The sequence below is a fragment of the Allobosea sp. P2_A10 genome (assembly GCF_056405115.1).
Genome location: NZ_JBFUCS010000004.1, coordinates 208,149 through 226,151, shown reverse-complemented (window position 1 = coordinate 226,151; position 18,003 = coordinate 208,149). Strand labels below are relative to the sequence as shown.

At 66.7% G+C, this 18,003-nt stretch carries 17 protein-coding genes; 14 read left to right on the top strand and 3 right to left on the bottom strand.

Annotation, left to right across the window (positions count from 1 at the left end; translation table 11 throughout):
* Positions 1–211: 211 nt before the first annotated feature.
* The 4 genes from AC1DZY_RS08505 (at position 212) to AC1DZY_RS08490 (ending at position 4,709) form a co-directional block, all read left to right on the top strand.
* Positions 212–1,225, top strand: a complete 1,014-nt coding sequence (locus tag AC1DZY_RS08505) for a TRAP transporter substrate-binding protein (RefSeq protein WP_476819659.1) — start codon at positions 212–214, stop codon at positions 1,223–1,225.
* A gap of 10 nt (positions 1,226–1,235) precedes the next feature.
* Positions 1,236–3,110 (top strand): TRAP transporter large permease, encoded by a 1,875-nt coding sequence (locus AC1DZY_RS08500; protein ID WP_476819658.1) that lies wholly within the window; start codon positions 1,236–1,238, stop codon positions 3,108–3,110.
* Positions 3,110–3,913, top strand: a complete 804-nt coding sequence (locus tag AC1DZY_RS08495) for an SDR family NAD(P)-dependent oxidoreductase (protein WP_476819657.1) — start codon at positions 3,110–3,112, stop codon at positions 3,911–3,913. Before AC1DZY_RS08500 ends, AC1DZY_RS08495 begins: the two co-directional genes overlap by 1 nt.
* A gap of 64 nt (positions 3,914–3,977) precedes the next feature.
* Positions 3,978–4,709, top strand: coding sequence for a maleate cis-trans isomerase family protein (locus tag AC1DZY_RS08490; protein ID WP_476819656.1), 732 nt, complete (start codon positions 3,978–3,980; stop codon positions 4,707–4,709).
* A 29-nt stretch (positions 4,710–4,738) separates the two neighbouring features.
* On the opposite strand, the gene AC1DZY_RS08485 is transcribed toward AC1DZY_RS08490, so the two are convergent.
* The gene (locus AC1DZY_RS08485; RefSeq protein ID WP_476819655.1) at positions 4,739–5,086 is read right to left on the bottom strand and encodes a hydroxyisourate hydrolase; all 348 of its coding nucleotides are present in this window, start codon (positions 5,084–5,086) and stop codon (positions 4,739–4,741) included.
* 174 nt (positions 5,087–5,260) lie between these two features.
* Between AC1DZY_RS08485 and AC1DZY_RS08480 the strand changes: the two genes are divergently transcribed.
* From AC1DZY_RS08480 to AC1DZY_RS08445, 8 genes are all read left to right on the top strand, one after another.
* Positions 5,261–5,932: a TetR/AcrR family transcriptional regulator gene (locus tag AC1DZY_RS08480; protein ID WP_476819654.1), complete on the top strand. Its 672-nt coding sequence runs from the start codon at positions 5,261–5,263 to the stop codon at positions 5,930–5,932.
* Entirely contained in the window at positions 5,929–6,708 is a 780-nt protein-coding gene (locus tag AC1DZY_RS08475) for an ABC transporter ATP-binding protein (RefSeq protein WP_476819653.1), read from the top strand. Before AC1DZY_RS08480 ends, AC1DZY_RS08475 begins: the two co-directional genes overlap by 4 nt.
* Positions 6,705–7,424: an ABC transporter ATP-binding protein gene (locus tag AC1DZY_RS08470; protein WP_476819652.1), complete on the top strand. Its 720-nt coding sequence runs from the start codon at positions 6,705–6,707 to the stop codon at positions 7,422–7,424. The genes AC1DZY_RS08475 and AC1DZY_RS08470 overlap by 4 nt, the downstream gene beginning before the upstream one ends.
* A gap of 62 nt (positions 7,425–7,486) precedes the next feature.
* Positions 7,487–8,692 carry an ABC transporter substrate-binding protein gene (locus tag AC1DZY_RS08465; RefSeq protein ID WP_476819651.1) on the top strand — a complete coding sequence of 402 codons (1,206 nt, stop codon included), beginning with the start codon at positions 7,487–7,489 and terminating at the stop codon, positions 8,690–8,692.
* 14 nt (positions 8,693–8,706) lie between these two features.
* Complete coding sequence (locus tag AC1DZY_RS08460) at positions 8,707–9,570, top strand: branched-chain amino acid ABC transporter permease (protein WP_476819650.1); 864 nt, start codon at positions 8,707–8,709, stop codon at positions 9,568–9,570.
* Entirely contained in the window at positions 9,570–10,475 is a 906-nt protein-coding gene (locus tag AC1DZY_RS08455) for a branched-chain amino acid ABC transporter permease (protein WP_476819649.1), read from the top strand. The genes AC1DZY_RS08460 and AC1DZY_RS08455 overlap by 1 nt, the downstream gene beginning before the upstream one ends.
* Before the next feature lie 203 nt (positions 10,476–10,678).
* Positions 10,679–11,167: a GAF domain-containing protein gene (locus AC1DZY_RS08450; RefSeq protein ID WP_476819648.1), complete on the top strand. Its 489-nt coding sequence runs from the start codon at positions 10,679–10,681 to the stop codon at positions 11,165–11,167.
* A 47-nt stretch (positions 11,168–11,214) separates the two neighbouring features.
* Positions 11,215–12,450 carry a metal-dependent hydrolase family protein gene (locus tag AC1DZY_RS08445; RefSeq protein WP_476819647.1) on the top strand — a complete coding sequence of 412 codons (1,236 nt, stop codon included), beginning with the start codon at positions 11,215–11,217 and terminating at the stop codon, positions 12,448–12,450.
* Positions 12,451–12,624: 174 nt separating this feature from the next.
* On the opposite strand, the gene AC1DZY_RS08440 is transcribed toward AC1DZY_RS08445, so the two are convergent.
* Together AC1DZY_RS08440 and AC1DZY_RS08435 are read right to left on the bottom strand one after the other, a co-directional pair.
* A complete protein-coding gene (locus AC1DZY_RS08440) occupies positions 12,625–14,625 on the bottom strand; it encodes a methylmalonyl-CoA mutase family protein (RefSeq protein WP_476819646.1) in 2,001 nt (666 codons plus the stop codon).
* 116 nt (positions 14,626–14,741) lie between these two features.
* Complete coding sequence (locus AC1DZY_RS08435) at positions 14,742–15,905, bottom strand: mandelate racemase/muconate lactonizing enzyme family protein (protein WP_476819645.1); 1,164 nt, start codon at positions 15,903–15,905, stop codon at positions 14,742–14,744.
* A 153-nt stretch (positions 15,906–16,058) separates the two neighbouring features.
* On the opposite strand from AC1DZY_RS08435, the gene AC1DZY_RS08430 reads away from it, so the two are divergent.
* Both AC1DZY_RS08430 and AC1DZY_RS08425 read left to right on the top strand, forming a co-directional pair.
* Positions 16,059–17,294, top strand: a complete 1,236-nt coding sequence (locus AC1DZY_RS08430; RefSeq protein WP_476819644.1) for an aminotransferase-like domain-containing protein — start codon at positions 16,059–16,061, stop codon at positions 17,292–17,294.
* Positions 17,295–17,328: 34 nt separating this feature from the next.
* On the top strand, positions 17,329–18,000 hold the full coding sequence (locus tag AC1DZY_RS08425; protein WP_476819643.1) for an RraA family protein: 672 nt from the start codon (positions 17,329–17,331) through the stop codon (positions 17,998–18,000).
* Positions 18,001–18,003: the final 3 nt, after the last annotated feature.

The following is an 18,003-nucleotide window of genomic DNA, read 5'->3' as shown; positions in this document are numbered from 1 at the left end:
AAAGAATTTCAACGATAAGTGGTCTGCAATATGGACCACGCAGGGAGCTTCGGGCCGCTGGCCCCGACTTGAACGAAACATGTGGGCCGCAGGCTCCCTGCTCGACGGACCATGCGACCTTCCGCAACCGGAACGAAGGTCGTCTCATCGCTAAAGCTCTCGCGCGGGCCAACCCGTGGAGAGACCGGCTTTCGACTTGGGAGGATATCAGATGACCAAACTGACACGCCGCGGCTTCACCGTCGGCACCGGTGCTCTCGCCGTCACCGGCTTCTCGATCGGCCGCGCAGGGGCCGCCGAATTTACCTATAAGTTCGCCAACAACCTCGCGCTGACCCACCCGCTGAACAAGCGGGCCCAGGAGGCCGCCAACAAGATCAAGGAAGAGACCGGCGGCCGCTTCGAGCTGCAGGTCTTCCCGTCGAGCCAGCTCGGCTCCGACACCGACACGCTCGGCCAGATCCGCAACGGCGCGGTCGACTTCTTCACCCTGTCGGGCCTGATTCTCTCGACCTTCGTGCCGGCCGCGGCGATCAACGGCGTCGGCTTCGCCTTCAAGGACTACGACACGGTCTGGAAGGCGATGGACGGCAAGCTCGGCGATTATGTCCGCGCCGAGATCGCCAAGAGCCGCTCGATCTTCGCCTTCGACACGGTCTGGGACAACGGCTTCCGCCAGACCACGACCTCGGGCAAGCCGATCGTGACCCCGGCCGACCTGAACAACCTCAAGATCCGCGTTCCGCCCGCCCCGCTCTGGACCTCGATGTACAAGGGCTTCGGCGCGGCGCCGACGACGATCAACTTCAACGAGGTCTATAGCGCGCTCCAGTCGAAGATCGTCGACGCGCAGGAAAACCCGCTGGCGATCATCGAGACGGCCAAGCTCTACGAGGTGCAGGGCTACTGCTCGCTGACCAACCACATGTGGGACGGCTTCCATTTCCTCGCCAACAAGGCGAACTGGGATGCGCTGCCCAAGGACATCCAGGCCGTCGTCACCAAGCACATCAACGCCGCCGGCCTCAGCGAGCGCGCCGACGTCGCCGCCCTGACCACCAACCTCCAGACCGAACTCTCGGCCAAGGGCATGAAATTCAACGCGGTCGACGCCGCGCTCTTCCGCGACAAGCTGAAGAGCGCCGGCTTCTACAAGGAGTGGGAGGGTAAGTTCGGCAAGGACGCCTGGGCGACGCTCGAAGCCTCCGTCGGCTCCCTGAGCTAAGCACGCCGCCATGGACACGGTGTCCGAATTCGCGCCGCCGCCGACAGCGGCGGCGCCACGGCGTTCGCTGGCCGCGAAGATCGACCGGTTTCTCGGCACCATCGTCGAGATACCGGCCGCGATCCTCGTCGTCGCCGAAGTCGTCGTGCTGTTTTCGGGCATCGTCGCCCGCTATCTCCTGCACACCCCGCTGACCTGGTCGGACGAACTCGCCTCGATCCTGTTTCTCTGGCTCGCCATGCTCGGCTCGGCGATCGCGCTCCGGCGCGGCGAGCATATGCGCATGACCGCGCTGGTCTCGAAATGCTCGCCTGAATGGCGCAATTTCTTCGATGCGCTCGGCGTCATGGCGGGCCTCGCCTTCCTGCTGCTGATCATCGGCCCGGCCTGGAAATGGGCCCATGAGGAGAGCTTCATCACCACGCCGGCGATGGAGATCGCCAATGTCTGGCGCGCCGCTGCCTTTCCGGTCGGCGTCATCCTGATGATCGGGTTCTCGCTGTTGCGCCTGACGATGCGTTCGGGCGTGCTGCAGGCCCTGCTCGCGCTCGCCATCGTCGCCGCCGTGGTCTTCGCCTTCTGGATGCTCGGCCCGACGATCAAGACACTCGGCAATCTCAACCTGATCATCTTCTTCGTCGGCGTCGTCGGGCTCTGCGTCTTCTCGGGCGTGCCGATCGTGTTCTCCTTCGCGCTCGCAACCTTCGGTTATCTCGCGCTGACGACGCGCGTGCCGACCATGGTGCTGGTCGGGCGCATGGACGAGGGCATGAGCCATCTCATCCTGCTCGCCGTGCCGCTCTTCGTCTTTCTCGGCCTGCTGATCGAGATGTGCGGCATGGCCAAGGCCATGGTGCGCTTCCTGGCGAGCCTGCTGGGCCACATCAAGGGCGGCCTCTCTTATGTGCTGATCGGCGCGATGTACCTCGTCTCCGGCATCTCCGGCTCGAAGGCCGCCGACATGGCCGCCGTCGCGCCGGCGCTCTTTCCGGAAATGAAGGAACGCGGCGCCAAGCCCGGCGACCTCGTCGCGCTGCTATCGGCGACCGGCGCGCAGACAGAGACGATCCCGCCCTCGATCGTGCTGATCACCATCGGCTCGGTCACCGGCGTCTCGATCGCGGCTTTGTTCACCGGCGGACTCGTACCCGGCCTCGTGCTGGCCGTGGGCCTGTGCCTCGTCGTCGGCTATCGCTACCGCAACGACGATCTCAGCCATGTCGTCAAGGCGAACTGGAGCCAGATCGGCAAGGCTTTCATCATCGCGCTGCCGGCGCTGGCGCTGCCCTTCCTGATCCGCGCCGCGGTCGTCGAGGGCGTCGCGACCGCAACCGAGGTTTCGACCATCGGCATCGTCTACGCCATCGTCGTCGGCCTTCTGGTCTACCGCCAGTTCGACTGGTCGCGGATGGGCACGATCCTGATCGACACCGCCGCGCTCTCGGGCGCGATCCTGATCATCATCGGCGCGGCCTCGGCCATGGCCTGGGGCCTGACCCAGTCGGGCTTCTCGCGCACGCTGGCGCAGGCGATGACGCAGCTTCCCGGCGGCGCGGCCGGCTTCATGGCGGTCTCGATCGTCGCCTTCATCATTCTCGGCAGCGTGCTCGAGGGCATTCCGGCGATCGTGCTGTTTGGCCCCCTGCTCTTCCCGATCGCGCGCACCGTCGGCATCCACGAGGTGCATTATTCGATGGTGGTGGTGCTCGCCATGGGGCTCGGCCTGTTCGCACCGCCCTTCGGCGTCGGCTACTACGCCGCCTGCGCCATCGGCAAGGTCAATCCCGACGAGGGCATCGGCCCGATCTGGGGCTACATGCTCGCGCTGTTCCTGGCGCTGCTGGTGGTTGCCGCCGTGCCGTGGTTCTCGATCGGGTTCCTGTAATGACCGAGCGCCTGAAGAAGAAGATCGCCATCGTCTTCGGCGCGGGCTCGTCGGGTCCGGGCTGGGGCAACGGCAAGGCGGCCGCGGTCGCCTTCTCCCGCGAGGGCGCGCGCGTCGCCTGCATCGATATCAGCCAGGCCGCCGCAGACGAGACCGCCGCGATCATCAATGGCGAGGGCGGTATCGCGATCGCGATCGCGGCCGACGTGACGCAGCAGGCTTCGATCGACGACTGCGTCGCGGCGACCATGCTCCGCTTCGGCCGCATCGACATCCTGCACAACAATGTCGGCGTCACCCATATGGGCGGACCCGTGGAACTCTCCGAGGACCAGTTCAGGGCCGCGATCGACCTCAATCTCGGCCCGGTCTTCCGCTGCTCCAAGGCCGTGATCCCGCAGATGCTGAAGAATGGAGGCGGCGCCATCGTCAACATCTCGTCGCTGGCTGCGATCCGCTGGGTCGGCTACCCCTATTTCGCATACTACGCCACGAAGGCGGCGGTGAACCAGGCGACGGTGGCGATCGCGATGCAGTATGCCCGCCAGGGCATCCGCGCCAACTGCATCATGCCGGGGCTGATCGACACGCCGATGATCTACAAGCAGATTTCGGGACAATACGCCTCGGCCGACGAGATGGTCGCGGCCCGCGACGCGCTGGTGCCGATGGGCAAGATGGGCACCGCCTGGGACATCGCCAATGCGGCGGTCTTCCTCGCTTCCGACGAGGCGAAGTTCATCACCGGCGTCTGCCTGCCGGTCGATGGCGGCCAGAACTGCAGCGCCGTTCCGGCGATGTGACGACGCAAGACCAGCCCCACGAGCAAGGCTACGCCATGGCCTGCATCTTGCTGCCCGGTGCACCATGAGCACGGACATCGCCATCGGCACCATCACGCCCTCGGGCAACCGCACGGTCGAGCGCGTGACGCAAGGTATCTGCGCGACGCTGCCGACAGTCACGCCGCTGTTCACGCGCATCCCCGTCTTCGGCAACACCAGCCCCGATCAAGTCGTCGCCAACCCCTATGACTGGCCGGTGATGGTCCAGGCCGCCACGCTGCTGAGCCATGCCGAACCGGCCGCGATCTGCTGGAACGGCTCGAAGGGCGGCGATTACGGCTTCGATATCGATGAAAAGCTCTGCGCCGACATCACGGCCGCGACCGGCATTCCAGCCGTGACGGCGGCGCTGGCGACGCTCGACCTGCTGCGCCGGCTGGAGGCCAGGCGCATCGCCCTGATCACGCCCTATACCGCCGCGGCCCACGCCAGGACCGCCTCGAACTTCCCGCTCAAGGGCTTCACGGTGGCGGCAGAGCGCCATTCGGGACTGAGCGACAACCTGTCCTACGGTTCGATCGCGCCCCACGAGATCGCCGCAATGGCCCGCGCAGCGGCTCTGGACAATCCCGTCGACGCGATCGTCATCTTCTGCACCAATTTCAACGGCGCGCCCGTCGCAGCCGCGCTCGAAGCCGAGACCGGCCTGCCCGTGATCGATTCCGCTGCTGCGGGCGTCTGGGCGGCGTTGAAAGCCGCAGGCGTCGATACGCGACCGGCAGCGGCCGGATGGGGCCGCATTTTCGAGGTGTGACGCCTTCGGGCTTGGCTTGGAAAACGCCATCAACTCCCGCGAAACAGCGAATAGCCCCAGGCCGTGAACTTGATCGGCAGGTGGATGTGCTGCTCGGGATCGGTGGTGGTGAAGCGGAACGGCGCCTCGTCGATGAAGGGCGGTTGCGATGGTGCCGCACCGACCGCCGCGAAATAGGCGGCAAAGCCGAACACGACCTCGTATGGCCCCGGCACAAGCCGCTGCGCGACGATGGGATGATCGAGCGCACCCGAAGCGCCGATCGCAGCCTGCGCCAGCAGCCGACGTTCCGGCGCGAGCGCATAGATGCGCACGGGCATGCCCATGGCCGGCGCGCCTCTGGCGATATCGACCGCATGCACCGATAATCCCGGCATCGCAAAGCCCTCCCTCGCCACACTGCGTCGACCTGACAGCGACCCACACGCGCAGCAAGAAACCTGCCGTTCCCGCAGGCAATGCGCGCATAAGAAACAAGCTTGACTGTTTGCAAGTGGAGTCGCAGCTTGCATGAAGCCCTGCCGCAAGGGCTTTTTATGAGAAAGCCTGGCGTGAGCGAAACCGGCAAGAGACGATCGCAGAAGCAGCGCAGCGCGGACACCTCCACGCGGCTGATGAACGCGACGATCGACCTGCTGCACGAGCGTGGCCTCGCCCGCACCACCACCCCCGAGATCGCCCGTCAGGCCGGGGTCTCGCGCGGCGCGCTGACGCATCATTTCAGCAGCCGCGAGGCGATCATCGGCGCGTCGGTCGCCGATATGCTGAGCAAGACGACCGCCGATCTGCATCGCTTCGCGCAGGATTTCATCGCGCGCGGCGGCTCCAGCGACGAGATCGTCGACTACATCTGGAAGATGATGGACGACCGGCTGTTCTATGTGACGATGGAGTACCTGCCCGAGGCCCGGCACAACCACGACTTCCGGGCCGAGCTGATCCCGACCGTGCGCGGGTTCCATGCCGGTCTCGACGCGATCTGGACGGCGCTCGCCACCCGCGCCGGCGTCGAGCCCGACCACGCCCGCACCGTCATGAACGCGACGATGTGCCTGGTGCGCGGCATGATCAGCCAGACGGTGCTGCGTCCCAACGACCCCGCCTATTACAGCGAGATGCTGGCGTTCTGGAAGCAGCAGGTCCGCCAGCATTTCCCGATCGAGGCCGAAAATCGGCAGATGGCTGCTCCGCAGCCGTCGCGGCGCACGGGGACCGCGCGATGACGGCGGCATCGCCAAGCGATGCCCTGACGATCGAGAACCTCAAGCTCGATTTCTACGGCGTGCATGTCCTGCGCGGCGTCGATTTTTCCGTGCCGACGGGCTCGTTCACCGGGCTGATCGGCCCCAATGGCGCCGGCAAATCGACGCTGTTCAACGCCGTCTCCGGGCTTTATCGGCCGAAGGGCGGCAGCGTGCGGCTGGGCGCCGTCGAGACCACCGGATTGCCGCCCGAAAAGCTCGTCGCGGCAGGCCTCGTGCGTTCCTTCCAGCTCGCGCGCGGTTTTCCGAAACTCAGCGTCTTCCAGCATCTGATGCTTTATGGCGCGGCGCAGCCCGGCGAGAGCCTGCTCGCGGCCATGCTCGGCAGCGCGGCGGCGCGCCGGCGCGAGGCCGAACTCGCCGAACGGGCGCATGGCATCGCGCGCCGGCTCAAGCTCGACCATGTTCTCGACAACCCGGTCACCGCGCTGTCGGGCGGCCAGAAGAAGCTGGTCGAGATCGGCCGTGCGTTGATGGCGGAGCCGAAAATCCTGCTGCTCGACGAGCCGATGGCCGGCGTCAACCCGACGCTCGCCGACGAGATCGCGGCGCACCTGACCTCGCTCAACCGCGACGGGCTGACGATCTGCCTGATCGAGCACGACATGGCGCTGATCAAAAGGCTCTGCTCGCCGGTCATCGTCATGGCCGAGGGCAAGGTGCTCACGGAAGGGACTTTCGACGAGGTCGCCGCCGACAGCCGCGTGCAGGAAGCCTATCTCGGGAGGCGGCATTGAGCGCGGCTGAAACCCTGCTCGCAGTCGATGGCGTCGTCGCCGGCTATGGCGCGGCCGAGCAGATCCTGAAAGGTACCTCGCTGAGGGTCGAGACCGGCGAGATCGTCTCGATCATCGGCCCCAACGGCGCGGGCAAATCGACGCTGCTGAAAACGATCGCGGGTCTGGTTTCGGCGCGCGAGGGCGCGATCGTGCTGAAGGGCGAGGACCTCACCCGCGAGGGCGCGCTTGGCCGCGCGAGACACGGCATCGGCTTCGTGCCACAGGAGCGCAACGTCTTCGGGGCGATGACGGTCGCGGAAAACCTCGACATCAGCGGCTTCCAGGAGCCCGGCAAGGTTCGCGAGCGCAGTGACGAACTCTACGGCCGCTATCCGATGCTGGCGAGCAAGCGCAAGGCGCTGGCCCGCACGCTCTCGGGCGGACAGCGCCAGATCCTCGCCATGGCGATGGGCCTGATGAACGCCCCTGCTTTGCTCCTGCTCGACGAGCCGACCGCCGGCCTCTCGCCCAAGGCGGCCGAAGAGCTGTTCGAGGCTATCGTGGCGCTGAACAAGGGCGGGCTGCCGATCCTGATGGTCGAGCAGCACGCTCTGGAAGCGCTGGAGATCTCGACGCGCGGCTATGTCCTCGTTTCCGGCCGCAACAGCCGCGAGGGCGCGGGCCCAGCCCTCGCCGCCGACCCCGAAATCCGCCGCCTCTTCCTGGGTGGCTGAAGACCGATCACGCCCAAGAACACGCATATGCCAACCACGACAACCAACGACAGGGGATGACCATGACCGATTTCCGCATCGACCGCCGCACGCTCCTGACGGGCGCCGCCGCGCTCGCCGGCTCCTCCGCCTTTCCGCGCCTCGCTCTTGCCCAGGGCGCGCCGATCAGGATCGGCACGTTGACGCCGCTGACAGGCGCCGGCGGCCCCTATGGCCCGGTCATGGTCAAGGCGGTCAAGGCCGTGATCGACGAGGTCAATGCCGCGGGCGGCGTGCTCGGCCGCAAGGTCGAATTGGTCTCGGAAGACGACCAGACCAATCCGGAAGCCGGCGTGCGGGCCGCGCGCAAGCTGATCGACGTCGACAAGGTCTCGGCCATCCTCGGCACCTGGGCCTCGGCCGTGACGACGGCGGTCGCGCCGCTCTGCTGGGAATCCAAGACCTTCCTGTGCACCACCTCGGGCGCGGATTCGATCACGGCCCTGCCGCATCAGGGCTATCTGATCCGGACCCAGCCGACGACCACCCTCCAAGGCCGCAAGTTCGGCGAGTTCGCCATCGCCGAGGGCGCCAAGCGCGTCTTCTTCCTGTCGCCGCAGACGCCCTTCGCCAAAAGCCAGTTCGACAACATCGCCGAGGCGGTCAAGAAGGCCGGCGGCGAGACCGGCTCGCTGATCTATGACGACAAGAAGCCGGCCTACCGCACCGAGATCGACGAGGCCATGCGCTTCAAGCCCGACGCAATCGTCTTCGGCGGCTATACGCCCGACACCACCGTGATGCTGAAGGACCTCTACCGCGCCGACTTCAAGGGCACGAAGATCGCCTTCGGCTATTCGGTCAACCAGAAGCTGGTCGAGAGCGTGCCGGCCGAGGTCGTCGACAAGACCTTCATGATCTCGCCCTCCCCGGCTGAGGGCTCCAAGGCCTATGAGAAGCTGGTCAAGCTGATCGGCGTCGCCTCGCCCGACCCCTACACCACCCAGATCTACGACCACATCAACCTCGTGCTGATGGCGATCGCGATGGGCGGCGATTCGTCGGGCGAGGCGATCAAGAACAATCTCCGCAAGGTCAGCCAGGCTCCGGGCGGGGTGAAGATCGACAGCGCCGTCGACGGGCTGAAGGCCATCGCCGCCAAGCAGGCGGTCGACTATGACGGCGCCAGCGGCCCCTGCGACTTCACCGATATCGGCGACATCTCGGACTCGAAATTCCGCTACGAGCAGGTCCAGGGCGGCAAAATCGCGCTCGTCAAGATCGCCTGAGCGAAAGCGGTTTCGTGACCCAACTCCTCCAGGCGCTGATCAATGGCGTGATGACCGGGGCGCTGATCGCCGTCCCGGCCATCGGCTTCTCGGCGATCTTCGCCGTGCTGCGCTATCCCAACTTCGCCATCGCCTCCTACGCCACCATCGGCGCGTTCGCCGCCTGGTGGGCGAATGCGATGTTGGGTTGGCCGGTGCTGCCCGCGCTCGCCGCAGCTTTCGCGGTGACGGGCCTGGTCGGCGTCGCGGCGGAGGAGACGGCGCTGAAGCGCCTGCGCGGCAATGGCGCGCTGATCGTCGCCATCGCCTCGATCGCGCTCAACCTCGTCCTCGAAAACGTCGTGCGCTTCGTCTTCGGCAACGAACTCAGGGGTTACGACCTGCCGATCGCGCGCGACATGCGCTTCGGCGACCTGCGCATCGGCCCCCAGCAGCTCCAGAGCCTGGCCTTCGCGGTCGCGATCATGGCGGCCGTCTTCCTGTTCCTGCGCTACACCCGTTTCGGCAAGGCGATGCGCGCTGTCGCCGACAATCCCGATCTCGCCAGATTGAAGGGCATCGACCCCGCCCGCATCGCCATCGCGACGATCTTTCTCGGCGCGGGATTGTCCGGCGTCGGCGGCGTGCTGATCGGGCTCGACACCTCGATCGACCCGCTGACCGGCTACCGCGTCCTGCTCTCGGTCTTCGCCGCTGCCGTACTCGGCGGATTGGGCTCGATCCCCGGCGCGGTCGTCGGCGCGCTGGCGCTCGGCATCGCCGAGGAACTCGCTTTGCTGGTGGCCCCTCCGACCTATCGCACCGCTGTCGGTTTCGTCGCGATCCTGCTGATGCTGACCTTCCGGCCACGTGGCATTCTGGGCGAGAGGGCCGCCTGATGCTGTCCTATCTGATCTTCACACTGACGCTGTGCGGCATCTATGCCCTGCTCGCGCTCAGCCTCAATCTGATCTGGGGCGGCGTCGGGCTGGTCAATCTCGGCCTTGCCGGCTTCTTCGCGGTCGGCGCCTATGCCTCGGCGCTGGCGACGGGGGCCGGAGCGCCCGTCCTGCTCGGCTGGGGTGCAGCGATCGTGGTCGGTGCGGCCGTCGGCCTCCTCGTCACCTTCGCGACCTTGCGCCTGCGCGACGACTATCTCGCCATCGTCACGCTCGGCTTTGCCGAGGTCATCCGCCTGATCGCCCTGAACGAGCGCTGGCTGACCAGGGGCTCGGACGGCATTTCCGGCATCAGGGCCCCGCTCAAGGCCGAGCTCGGCCTGCAGGGCTTCACCTATTTTTATCTCGGCGTCGTCACGCTGATCGTCGCGATCGTCTGGGCGCTGCTGCGCCGGATCGATCTCTCGCCCTATGGCCGTGCGATGAAGGCGATCCGCGAGGACCAGCAACTCGCCGCCTTCGCCGGCAAGGCGGTGCTGCGCTTCAAGCTGCAGGCTTTTGCCCTCTCGGCCGGGATCGCGGCGCTGGCCGGCGCGCTCTACGCGCATTTCCAGTCCTATGTCTCGCCCGACCACTTCCAGCCGCTGATCACGATCTACATCTTCCTGGCCGTCACCGCCGGCGGCGTCGGCCGGCCGAGCGGGGCGGTCTTCGGCGCCTATCTCGTGGTGATCTTCCTCGAGGCGACGCGCTTCATGACCGAATGGCTGCCCGGTCTCCAGCCTGTGCAACTCGCCGCCATGCGCGAGATGATGATCGGGCTTGCGCTGATCCTGGTGCTCCATCTGCGTCCGCAGGGCATCCTGCCGGAACGGATTCCCAAGGCGCCTGTGCCGTCGTCATGAGTTGGGCTCAACCTCAGCCGCTCCACCGCCGTCGTTCCGGACAAGCGGCGAAGCCGCGCCGATCCGGAATCCATCGAAGGGCCAGTCCTTGCGGACCTTCGGCTCTACGATGGGTTCCGGGTCTCCGCTTCGCTGCGCCCGGAATGACGGGTGGAGACGATGGCGCCACTTCACCCATCCACCAGCAGCATTGAGAACTCACAATGTCAGACGATCTCGCCACCCTCTCGGCCCTGCTCAAGGAGCCCGGCCAGCCCGACACCGTCTTCAAGGCGTTCGACGCCATCGCCAAGCGGCTCGTCGGGCATGAGCTGTTCACGCTGCTCTATGTCGATGGCTCCGAAGTCGCGCGCATCTACTCCAACCGCCCGACCGAATATCCGGTCTCCGGCCGCAAGCCGATGGGGCCGACGCCCTGGGGCAAGCACGTCATGGACGGCAAGCAGTCCTATCTCGGCAAGGACAAGGCCGGCATCCGCTGGGCCTTCTTCGACCATGTGCTGATCGAGAGCATGGGGCTGGGCTCCGTCATCAATGTGCCCGCGATCTATGACGGCCGGGTCGTCGGCACGATCAACCTGCTCGCACCCGAAGGCCATTATCGCGAGGAGCATGTCGCGCCGATCGAGGCGCTGGCTCCGCTGCTGGTGCCGGGTTTCCTCGCAGCGCAAGCCGCCGCTCGCGCGTCCTGATTTTCATCCGCTTTCGGAGAACCCAAGTTCCTTTTTGGAGAATTCAAGTGGCTTCCACCCTGTTCACCAATGCCCGCATCGTCGACGGCACCGCTCCTGAAGCGGGTGCACCGGTCAGCGTCCTCGTCGAAGGCGCGACCATCCGCGAGGTCGGCAAGGCCGTCACCTCGGCCAAGGCCAAGGTCGTCGACCTCAAGGGCAAAACCCTGATGCCCGGCCTGATCGACGCCCATGTCCATGTCGTCGCCGGCGTCGCCGATCTCGGCCTCAACGCCCGCCTGCCCGACTCGCTGGTCATGACCCGCTCGCTGGTGATCATGCGCGAGATGCTGCTGCGCGGCTTCACCACGGTGCGCGATGTCGGCGGCGCCGATTTCGGCCTGAAGCAGGCGACCGAGGAAGGCCATTTCCCGACGCCGCGCCTCGTCATCTCCGGCAAGGCGCTGAGCCAGACCGGCGGCCATGCCGATTTTCGCGGCCGCTATGACGACCGCGCCGCCGTCACCGACCGCCACCGCCTCGGCGCGCTCGGCCGCATCTGCGACGGCGAGGGCGAGGTCCGCCGCGCCGCGCGCGAAGAGCTCAAGAGTGGGGCCGATTTCATCAAGATCATGGCCAATGGCGGCTGCGCCTCGCCGACCGACCCGATCCACTTCCTCGGCTTCTCCGTCGGCGAACTGGAAGCGATCGTCGAGGAGGCCAGGATGGCGGGCACCTATGTCTCCGCCCATGTCTATACCGACGAGGCCATCCGCCGTTGCGTCGAGGCCGGCGTGCATTCGCTTGAGCATTGCAACATCATCGGGGCCGATACGGCCAAGCTCGCGGCCTCGAAGGGCGCGGTCGCGGTGCCGACGCTCGTCACCTACGACAAGCTCGTCAGTGACGGCCCCAAGCTCGGTTTCCCGCCGGATTCGATCGCGAAGGTCGATGTCGTCCGCTCGGCCGGCATGGAGTCGCTTGCGATCATGAAGAAGGCCGGGCTGACCATGGCCTATGGCAGCGACCTGCTCGGCGACATGCACAAATACCAGTCCGAGGAGTTCGTCATTCGCGGCCGCGCGCTGCCGGCCCATGAGGTGATCGCAGCCGCGACCTTCATCGCGGCGAAACTGCTCAAGCTCGAAGGCAAGATCGGCACTGTTGCGGCCGGCGCGTATGCCGACCTCATCGTGGTCGATGGCGACCCGCTGAAGGATTTGTCGCTGCTGACACGGCAGGGCAAGCACATGCCGCTGATCATGAAGGGCGGCGCGTTCATGAAGCGGGCGAGCCTGAACTGACGTTGCGACCAACACACCGTCGTCATTCCGGGCGCAGCGAAGCGGAGACCCGGAATCCATCGTAAGGCACCGGCCGAACTCTATGATGGATTCCGGATCAGCGCCGCTTCGCGGCTTGTCCGGAATGACGCGGCGTTTGCGCAGGGCGTCAAAATCACGACGTGCGAAACGCCCTCACCCCCTATCCTTCGCCGCCAGCCCAGCGACATCGGCGATGATGCCGTCGAGCTCGAAATTCTTCGGCGTATAGACCCGCGCCACGCCCATATTCTTTAGCGCGTTCTCGTCGTCGGGCGGGATGATGCCGCCGACCACGACGGGAATGGTCATCCCGGCGACGCGCAGCCGCGCCGTGACGTCGCGCACCAGCGGCAGATGCGAGCCCGACAGGATCGAGAGGCCGATGATGTCGGCCTGCGTCTCCCGCGCCTGCGTCACGATCTCCTCGGGCGTCTGGCGGATGCCGCCATAGCTCACCGCCATGCCGGCGTCGCGGGCGCGCACCGCGATCTGCTCGGCACCGTTGGAGTGGCCGTCGAGGCCGGGCTTGCCGACCAGAAAACGCGGCACGCGGCCGAGCTTCTCGGTGGCGCGGGCCACCGCCGCCTTGACCGTGGCGAGATCGCTGTTGTCGCCGAGCTTCGAGGTATCGACGCCGGTCGGTGCGCGGTACTCGCCAAAGATCTCGCGCAGGGTCTGCGCCCATTCGCCGGTGGTGACGCCGGCCTTGGCGCAGGCGATCGAGGCCGGCATGACGTTGCGTGCTTCCTTGGCAGCGAGCGCCAGCTCGGCCAGTGCGCCCTCTGCGGCTTTCGCATCACGCGCGGAGCGCCAGGCCTTCAGCCGGCCGATCGCCTCCAGCTCGACCGAATCCGGCACGGTCACGACATTGCCCTCGCCGGCAGAGAGCGGCGACGGCTCGCTGTTGGTGAACTTGTTGACGCCGATGACGATCTGCTCGCCGCGCTCGATCGCCTCGATCCGGCGCGCGCCGTTCTCGACCAGCGCCTGCTTCATATAGCCGGTCTCGATCGCCGCCAGCGCGCCGCCCATGTCGTCGATCCGCGCCAGTTCCTCGAGCGCGGCCGCCTTGAGGTCGGCGACCTTGGCGTCGATCACGGTCGAGCCGTCGAAGATGTCGCCGAATTCGAGCAAGTCGGTCTCATAGGCCAGCACCTGCTGCATCCTGAGCGACCATTGCTGGTCGAAAGGGCGCGGCAGGCCGAGCGCCTCGTTCCAGGCCGGCAGCTGCACCGCCCGGGCGCGCGCCTTCTTCGACAGCGTCACCGCCAGCATCTCGATCAGGATGCGATAGACGTTGTTTTCCGGCTGCGGTTCGGTCAGGCCGAGCGAATTGACCTGCACGCCATAGCGGAAGCGCCGCATCGCATCATCGGCGACGCCGTAACGGCCGAGCGTGATCTCGTCCCAGAGCTCGACGAACGCCCGCATCTTGCAGAGCTCGGTGACGAAGCGCATGCCGGCGTTGACGAAAAACGAGATGCGCCCGACCACATCGGGGAATTCCTCGACCGAGACCTCCGGCCGCGCCCGGATCGAATCCAGCAGGGCGATCGCCGTCGCCAGCGCGAAGGAGAGCTCCTGCACCGGCGAGGCTCCGGCCTCCTGCAGATGGTAGGAGCAGACATTGGTCGGGTTCCACTTCGGCAGCTCGCGGGCCGTGAACACGACGATGTCGGTGGTCAGCGCCATCGAAGGGCGCGGCGGGAAGACATAGGTGCCGCGCGAGAGGTATTCCTTGACGAGGTCGTTCTGCGTCGTGCCCTGCAGCGCTTTGCGATCCGCCCCCTGCTCGTCGGCCACCGCGATGTAGAGCGAGAGCAGCCAGGCCGCCGTCGCGTTGATCGTCATCGAGGTGTTCATCTGCGCGAGCGGAATATCCGCAAACAGCGCCCGCATGTCGCCCAGATGCGAGACGGGCACGCCGACCTTGCCGACTTCGCCGCGCGCCAGCACATGGTCGGGGTCGTAGCCGGTCTGCGTCGGCAGGTCGAAGGCGACCGACAGGCCGGTCTGGCCCTTGGCGAGGTTGTTGCGGTAGAGCCTGTTGGATTCCGAGGCGTCGGAATGCCCGGCATAGGTCCGGAAAATCCAGGGCTTGTCGCGTGACGCGGGCTTGTCGCGCTGGACTGGCTTGTCGCCGATCGCGTTCATCGCCGCTGCTCCCTCGAAACCGTGCAATCTCGATGTTGCACTGCGGCGAAGGATAGCGCCAGAGCCCCGGCAAGTCGCGCGCGACGTTGGGATGAGAGCCGGAGCGCTTCGGAAGCCTATTCCGCCAGGTCGCGCATGACCCTGATCAGGTCGCTCTTGCCCTCGAAGCCGATGCCCGGCAGCTCAGGCATGGTGATGTAGCTGTCCTCGACGCGGACTGTGTCGGGGAAGCCGCCATAGGGCTGGAACAGATCGGGATAACTCTCATTGCCGCCGAGCCCGAGGCCGGCGGCGATGTTCAGCGACATCTGGTGGCCGCCATGAGGCACGCAGCGATCCCAGCCCCAGCCGGCGACCTTGAGCGCGGCCAGCGTGCGCTGATATTCGCACAGGCCATAGGAGAGCGCGCAATCGAACTGCAGCCAATCGCGATCCGGCCGCATTCCGCCATGGCGCAGCAGGTTGCGCGCATCCTGATGGCTGAACAGGTTCTCGCCCGTCGCCATCGGGCCGGGATAGAACTCGGCCAGCGCCGCCTGCAGGGCATAATCGAGCGGGTCGCCGGCCTCCTCGTACCAGAACAGCGGATACTCCCGCAGCATCCTGGCGTAGGCGATGGCAGTCTCCAGGTCGAAGCGGCCATTGGCGTCGACGGCAAGCTGAGCATCCTTGCCGATCTCGGCCAGCACGGCCTCGATGCGCCGGGCGTCCTCGGCGAGGCTCGCGCCGCCGATCTTCATCTTCACGACGCGGTAGCCACGGTCGAGATAGCTGCGCATCTCGGCGCGCAGCGCATCGTCGTCCTTGCCGGGATAATAATAGCCGCCCGCCGCATAGACGAAGACGCGGGGATCGGCGTTGCGGCCATGGCGCTCGGCGAGCATCCGGAACAGCGGCTTGCCGGCGATCTTCGCGACCGCGTCCCAGATCGCCATGTCGAGCGTCCCGACGGCGACCGAACGCTCGCCATGGCCGCCGGGTTTTTCGTTTTTCATCATCGCCGCCCAGCAGCGGTCGGGATCGAGATTGTCGCCGGCGTCGTCGAGCAGGCTTTTGGCCTCGGCTTCCAGCAGGCGTGGGGCAAAGCGCTCGCGGATCAGCCCGCCCTGGCCATAGCGGCCATTCGAGTTGAAGCCGTAGCCGACGACGCGGTGGCCGTCGCGCACCACATCGGTGACCACGGCGACGAGGCTCGTCGTCATCTTCGAGAAGTCGATATAGGCGTTGCGGATCGGCGAGGCGATCGGCTGGGTGATCTCGCGGACATCGACGATGCGCATGGCTTGGCCTCCCGGTGGAACCGCTTATGCCGCTCTCGACGCGCCCTGGCCAGCACCCGGCGGGTCGCATCCCATGCGCCGGCAGGGGTTTCGCCGTGCGGGTCTGCTCTGTAGCCTGCGGCGGTTTCCAGTTCGCGAGCACCGCCACCACCTATGCCGCAGCCGAACCCGCCAGCCCGTCCCGCCCCTGCCCGCTGGCTTTCGCAGGGCAACAGCATCACGCAGCAGTTCCTCGCCATCGGTGGACAGGCGGATGTGATCAGCCTCGCCGGCGGCCTGCCCGCAGCCGAACTCTATCCGGTTGCGGAAATCGCCGCCGCCAGCCATGCGGCGATCGAGCGCTGGGGGTCGGTCGCGCTCGAATACGGCCCTGTCGAGGGTCTGCCGGCGCTGCGGGCGGCTGTCGCCGCGCGGGTCTCGGTAGCGGCGGGCCGTGTCTTCGGGCCGGAGAACGTCCTGCTCACCACCGGCGCGATGCAGGGTCTCGATTTGCTCGGCAAGGCGCTGATCGACCCCGGCAACACGATTCTGGCCCAGTTCCCGACCTATCTCGGCGCGCTCGACGCCTGGCGGCCGCGCCAGCCCCGCTACGAGCGTTTCGCCTGGGACATGGATGGCCCCGATTTCGGTGCGACGCTGGCGCGTGCGAAATTCGTCTATGCCGTGCCGAACTACTCCAATCCCACCGGCGTGCTCGTCCCTGCCGAGCGACGCGCCACGTTGCTGGACGAGGTTCTGGCGGCCGGTACCTGGCTGGTCGAGGACGATCCCTATCTGCCGCTGCAACTGGACGGCGCGGCCCCACCGTCTCTGCTGGCGCTTCATGGCGCGCGCCAGCCGGACGGCCCTTATGACGGGCCGGTGATCTATCTCGGCACCTTGTCGAAAAGCCTCGTGCCAGGCCTGCGCGTCGGCTGGGTCGTTGCGGAGGCCGGCATGATCGCGACGTTGGCGCTCGCCAAGCAATCGACCGATCTCAGCTCCAGCATGCTGACGCAGGCGATCGCGCTCGAACTGATCGAGAGTGGTTTCGAAGCGCAGCATGTGCCGCGCATCCTGCCGATCTATCGCGAGCGGCGCGATGCGCTCTGCGCCGCCTTGGACAGCCACCTCCGCGAATGGTTCGACTGGGAGGTCCCGCCCGGCGGCATGTTCGTCTGGCTGCGGGCGCGCACGCCCGCGATCGATACCGACTTGCTCTATGCCGATGCCCTGGCCGAAAAAATCGCCTTCGTGCCATCGAGCGTTTTCGATTCCGAAGGCAAGCTGAGGAGCGCGCTACGGCTGAACTTTACCCGTTCCCCGCCTGATCGACTGACAGAGGGCGTGTTGCGGCTGGCCCGCGCCGTTCGCCGCCACATCGCGACGCATAACGGCCGCGCCGCCTGAGCGTCCGCACGCTGCAAACCAAGGACAAAAAGCGATGCCGACCCGTCTAGCCACACCCGCCCATCCCCGTTTGCCGGCCGCACTGATCGAGGCCTGGCAGGCGGTGCCGTCTTCCGTCATCGCCGACCAGCTTGGCGGCACGGGCCATGCCGATCCCCGCATCCGGCCGATCCGCCCGTTTGCGCCGGGCAAGCGCATGGTCGGCTCCGTCGTCACCGCCTGGTGCGAGCCGGCCGATTACGGCCCGGTGCATCATGCGATTGCGGTCGCTGGCAAGGGCGACGTCGTTGTGGTCGCGGCCGGCGGGCGGCGCGACGCGGCGATGATCGGCGATCTGCTGGGCGGCGCGGCGCGGCTCAAGGGCATTCTCGGCGTCGTCGTCGACGGCGCGGTGCGCGATGTCGGCGTCGTCGCGCAATGGCCCGACTTCATGATGTTCTCGCGCTTTGTGATGCCGCGCGGCCCGTCCTCGATGGAGCGCGGCATCGTCAACGGGCCAATCGTCTTCGGCGGGGTCTCGGTGTCGCCGCACGACCTCGTCGTCGGCGACGATGACGGGCTCGTCTTCGTGCCGCATGGCCTGGCCGAAGCGAAGCTTGCGCCCTGCCTGGYGCGCATCTCGGCGGAAGCCGGATGGGAAAAGGTGCTGGCGACCGGGCAATCGACGGTCGAAACCTTCGGCGTGCCGGCGATCGAGCCGCTGTAGCAC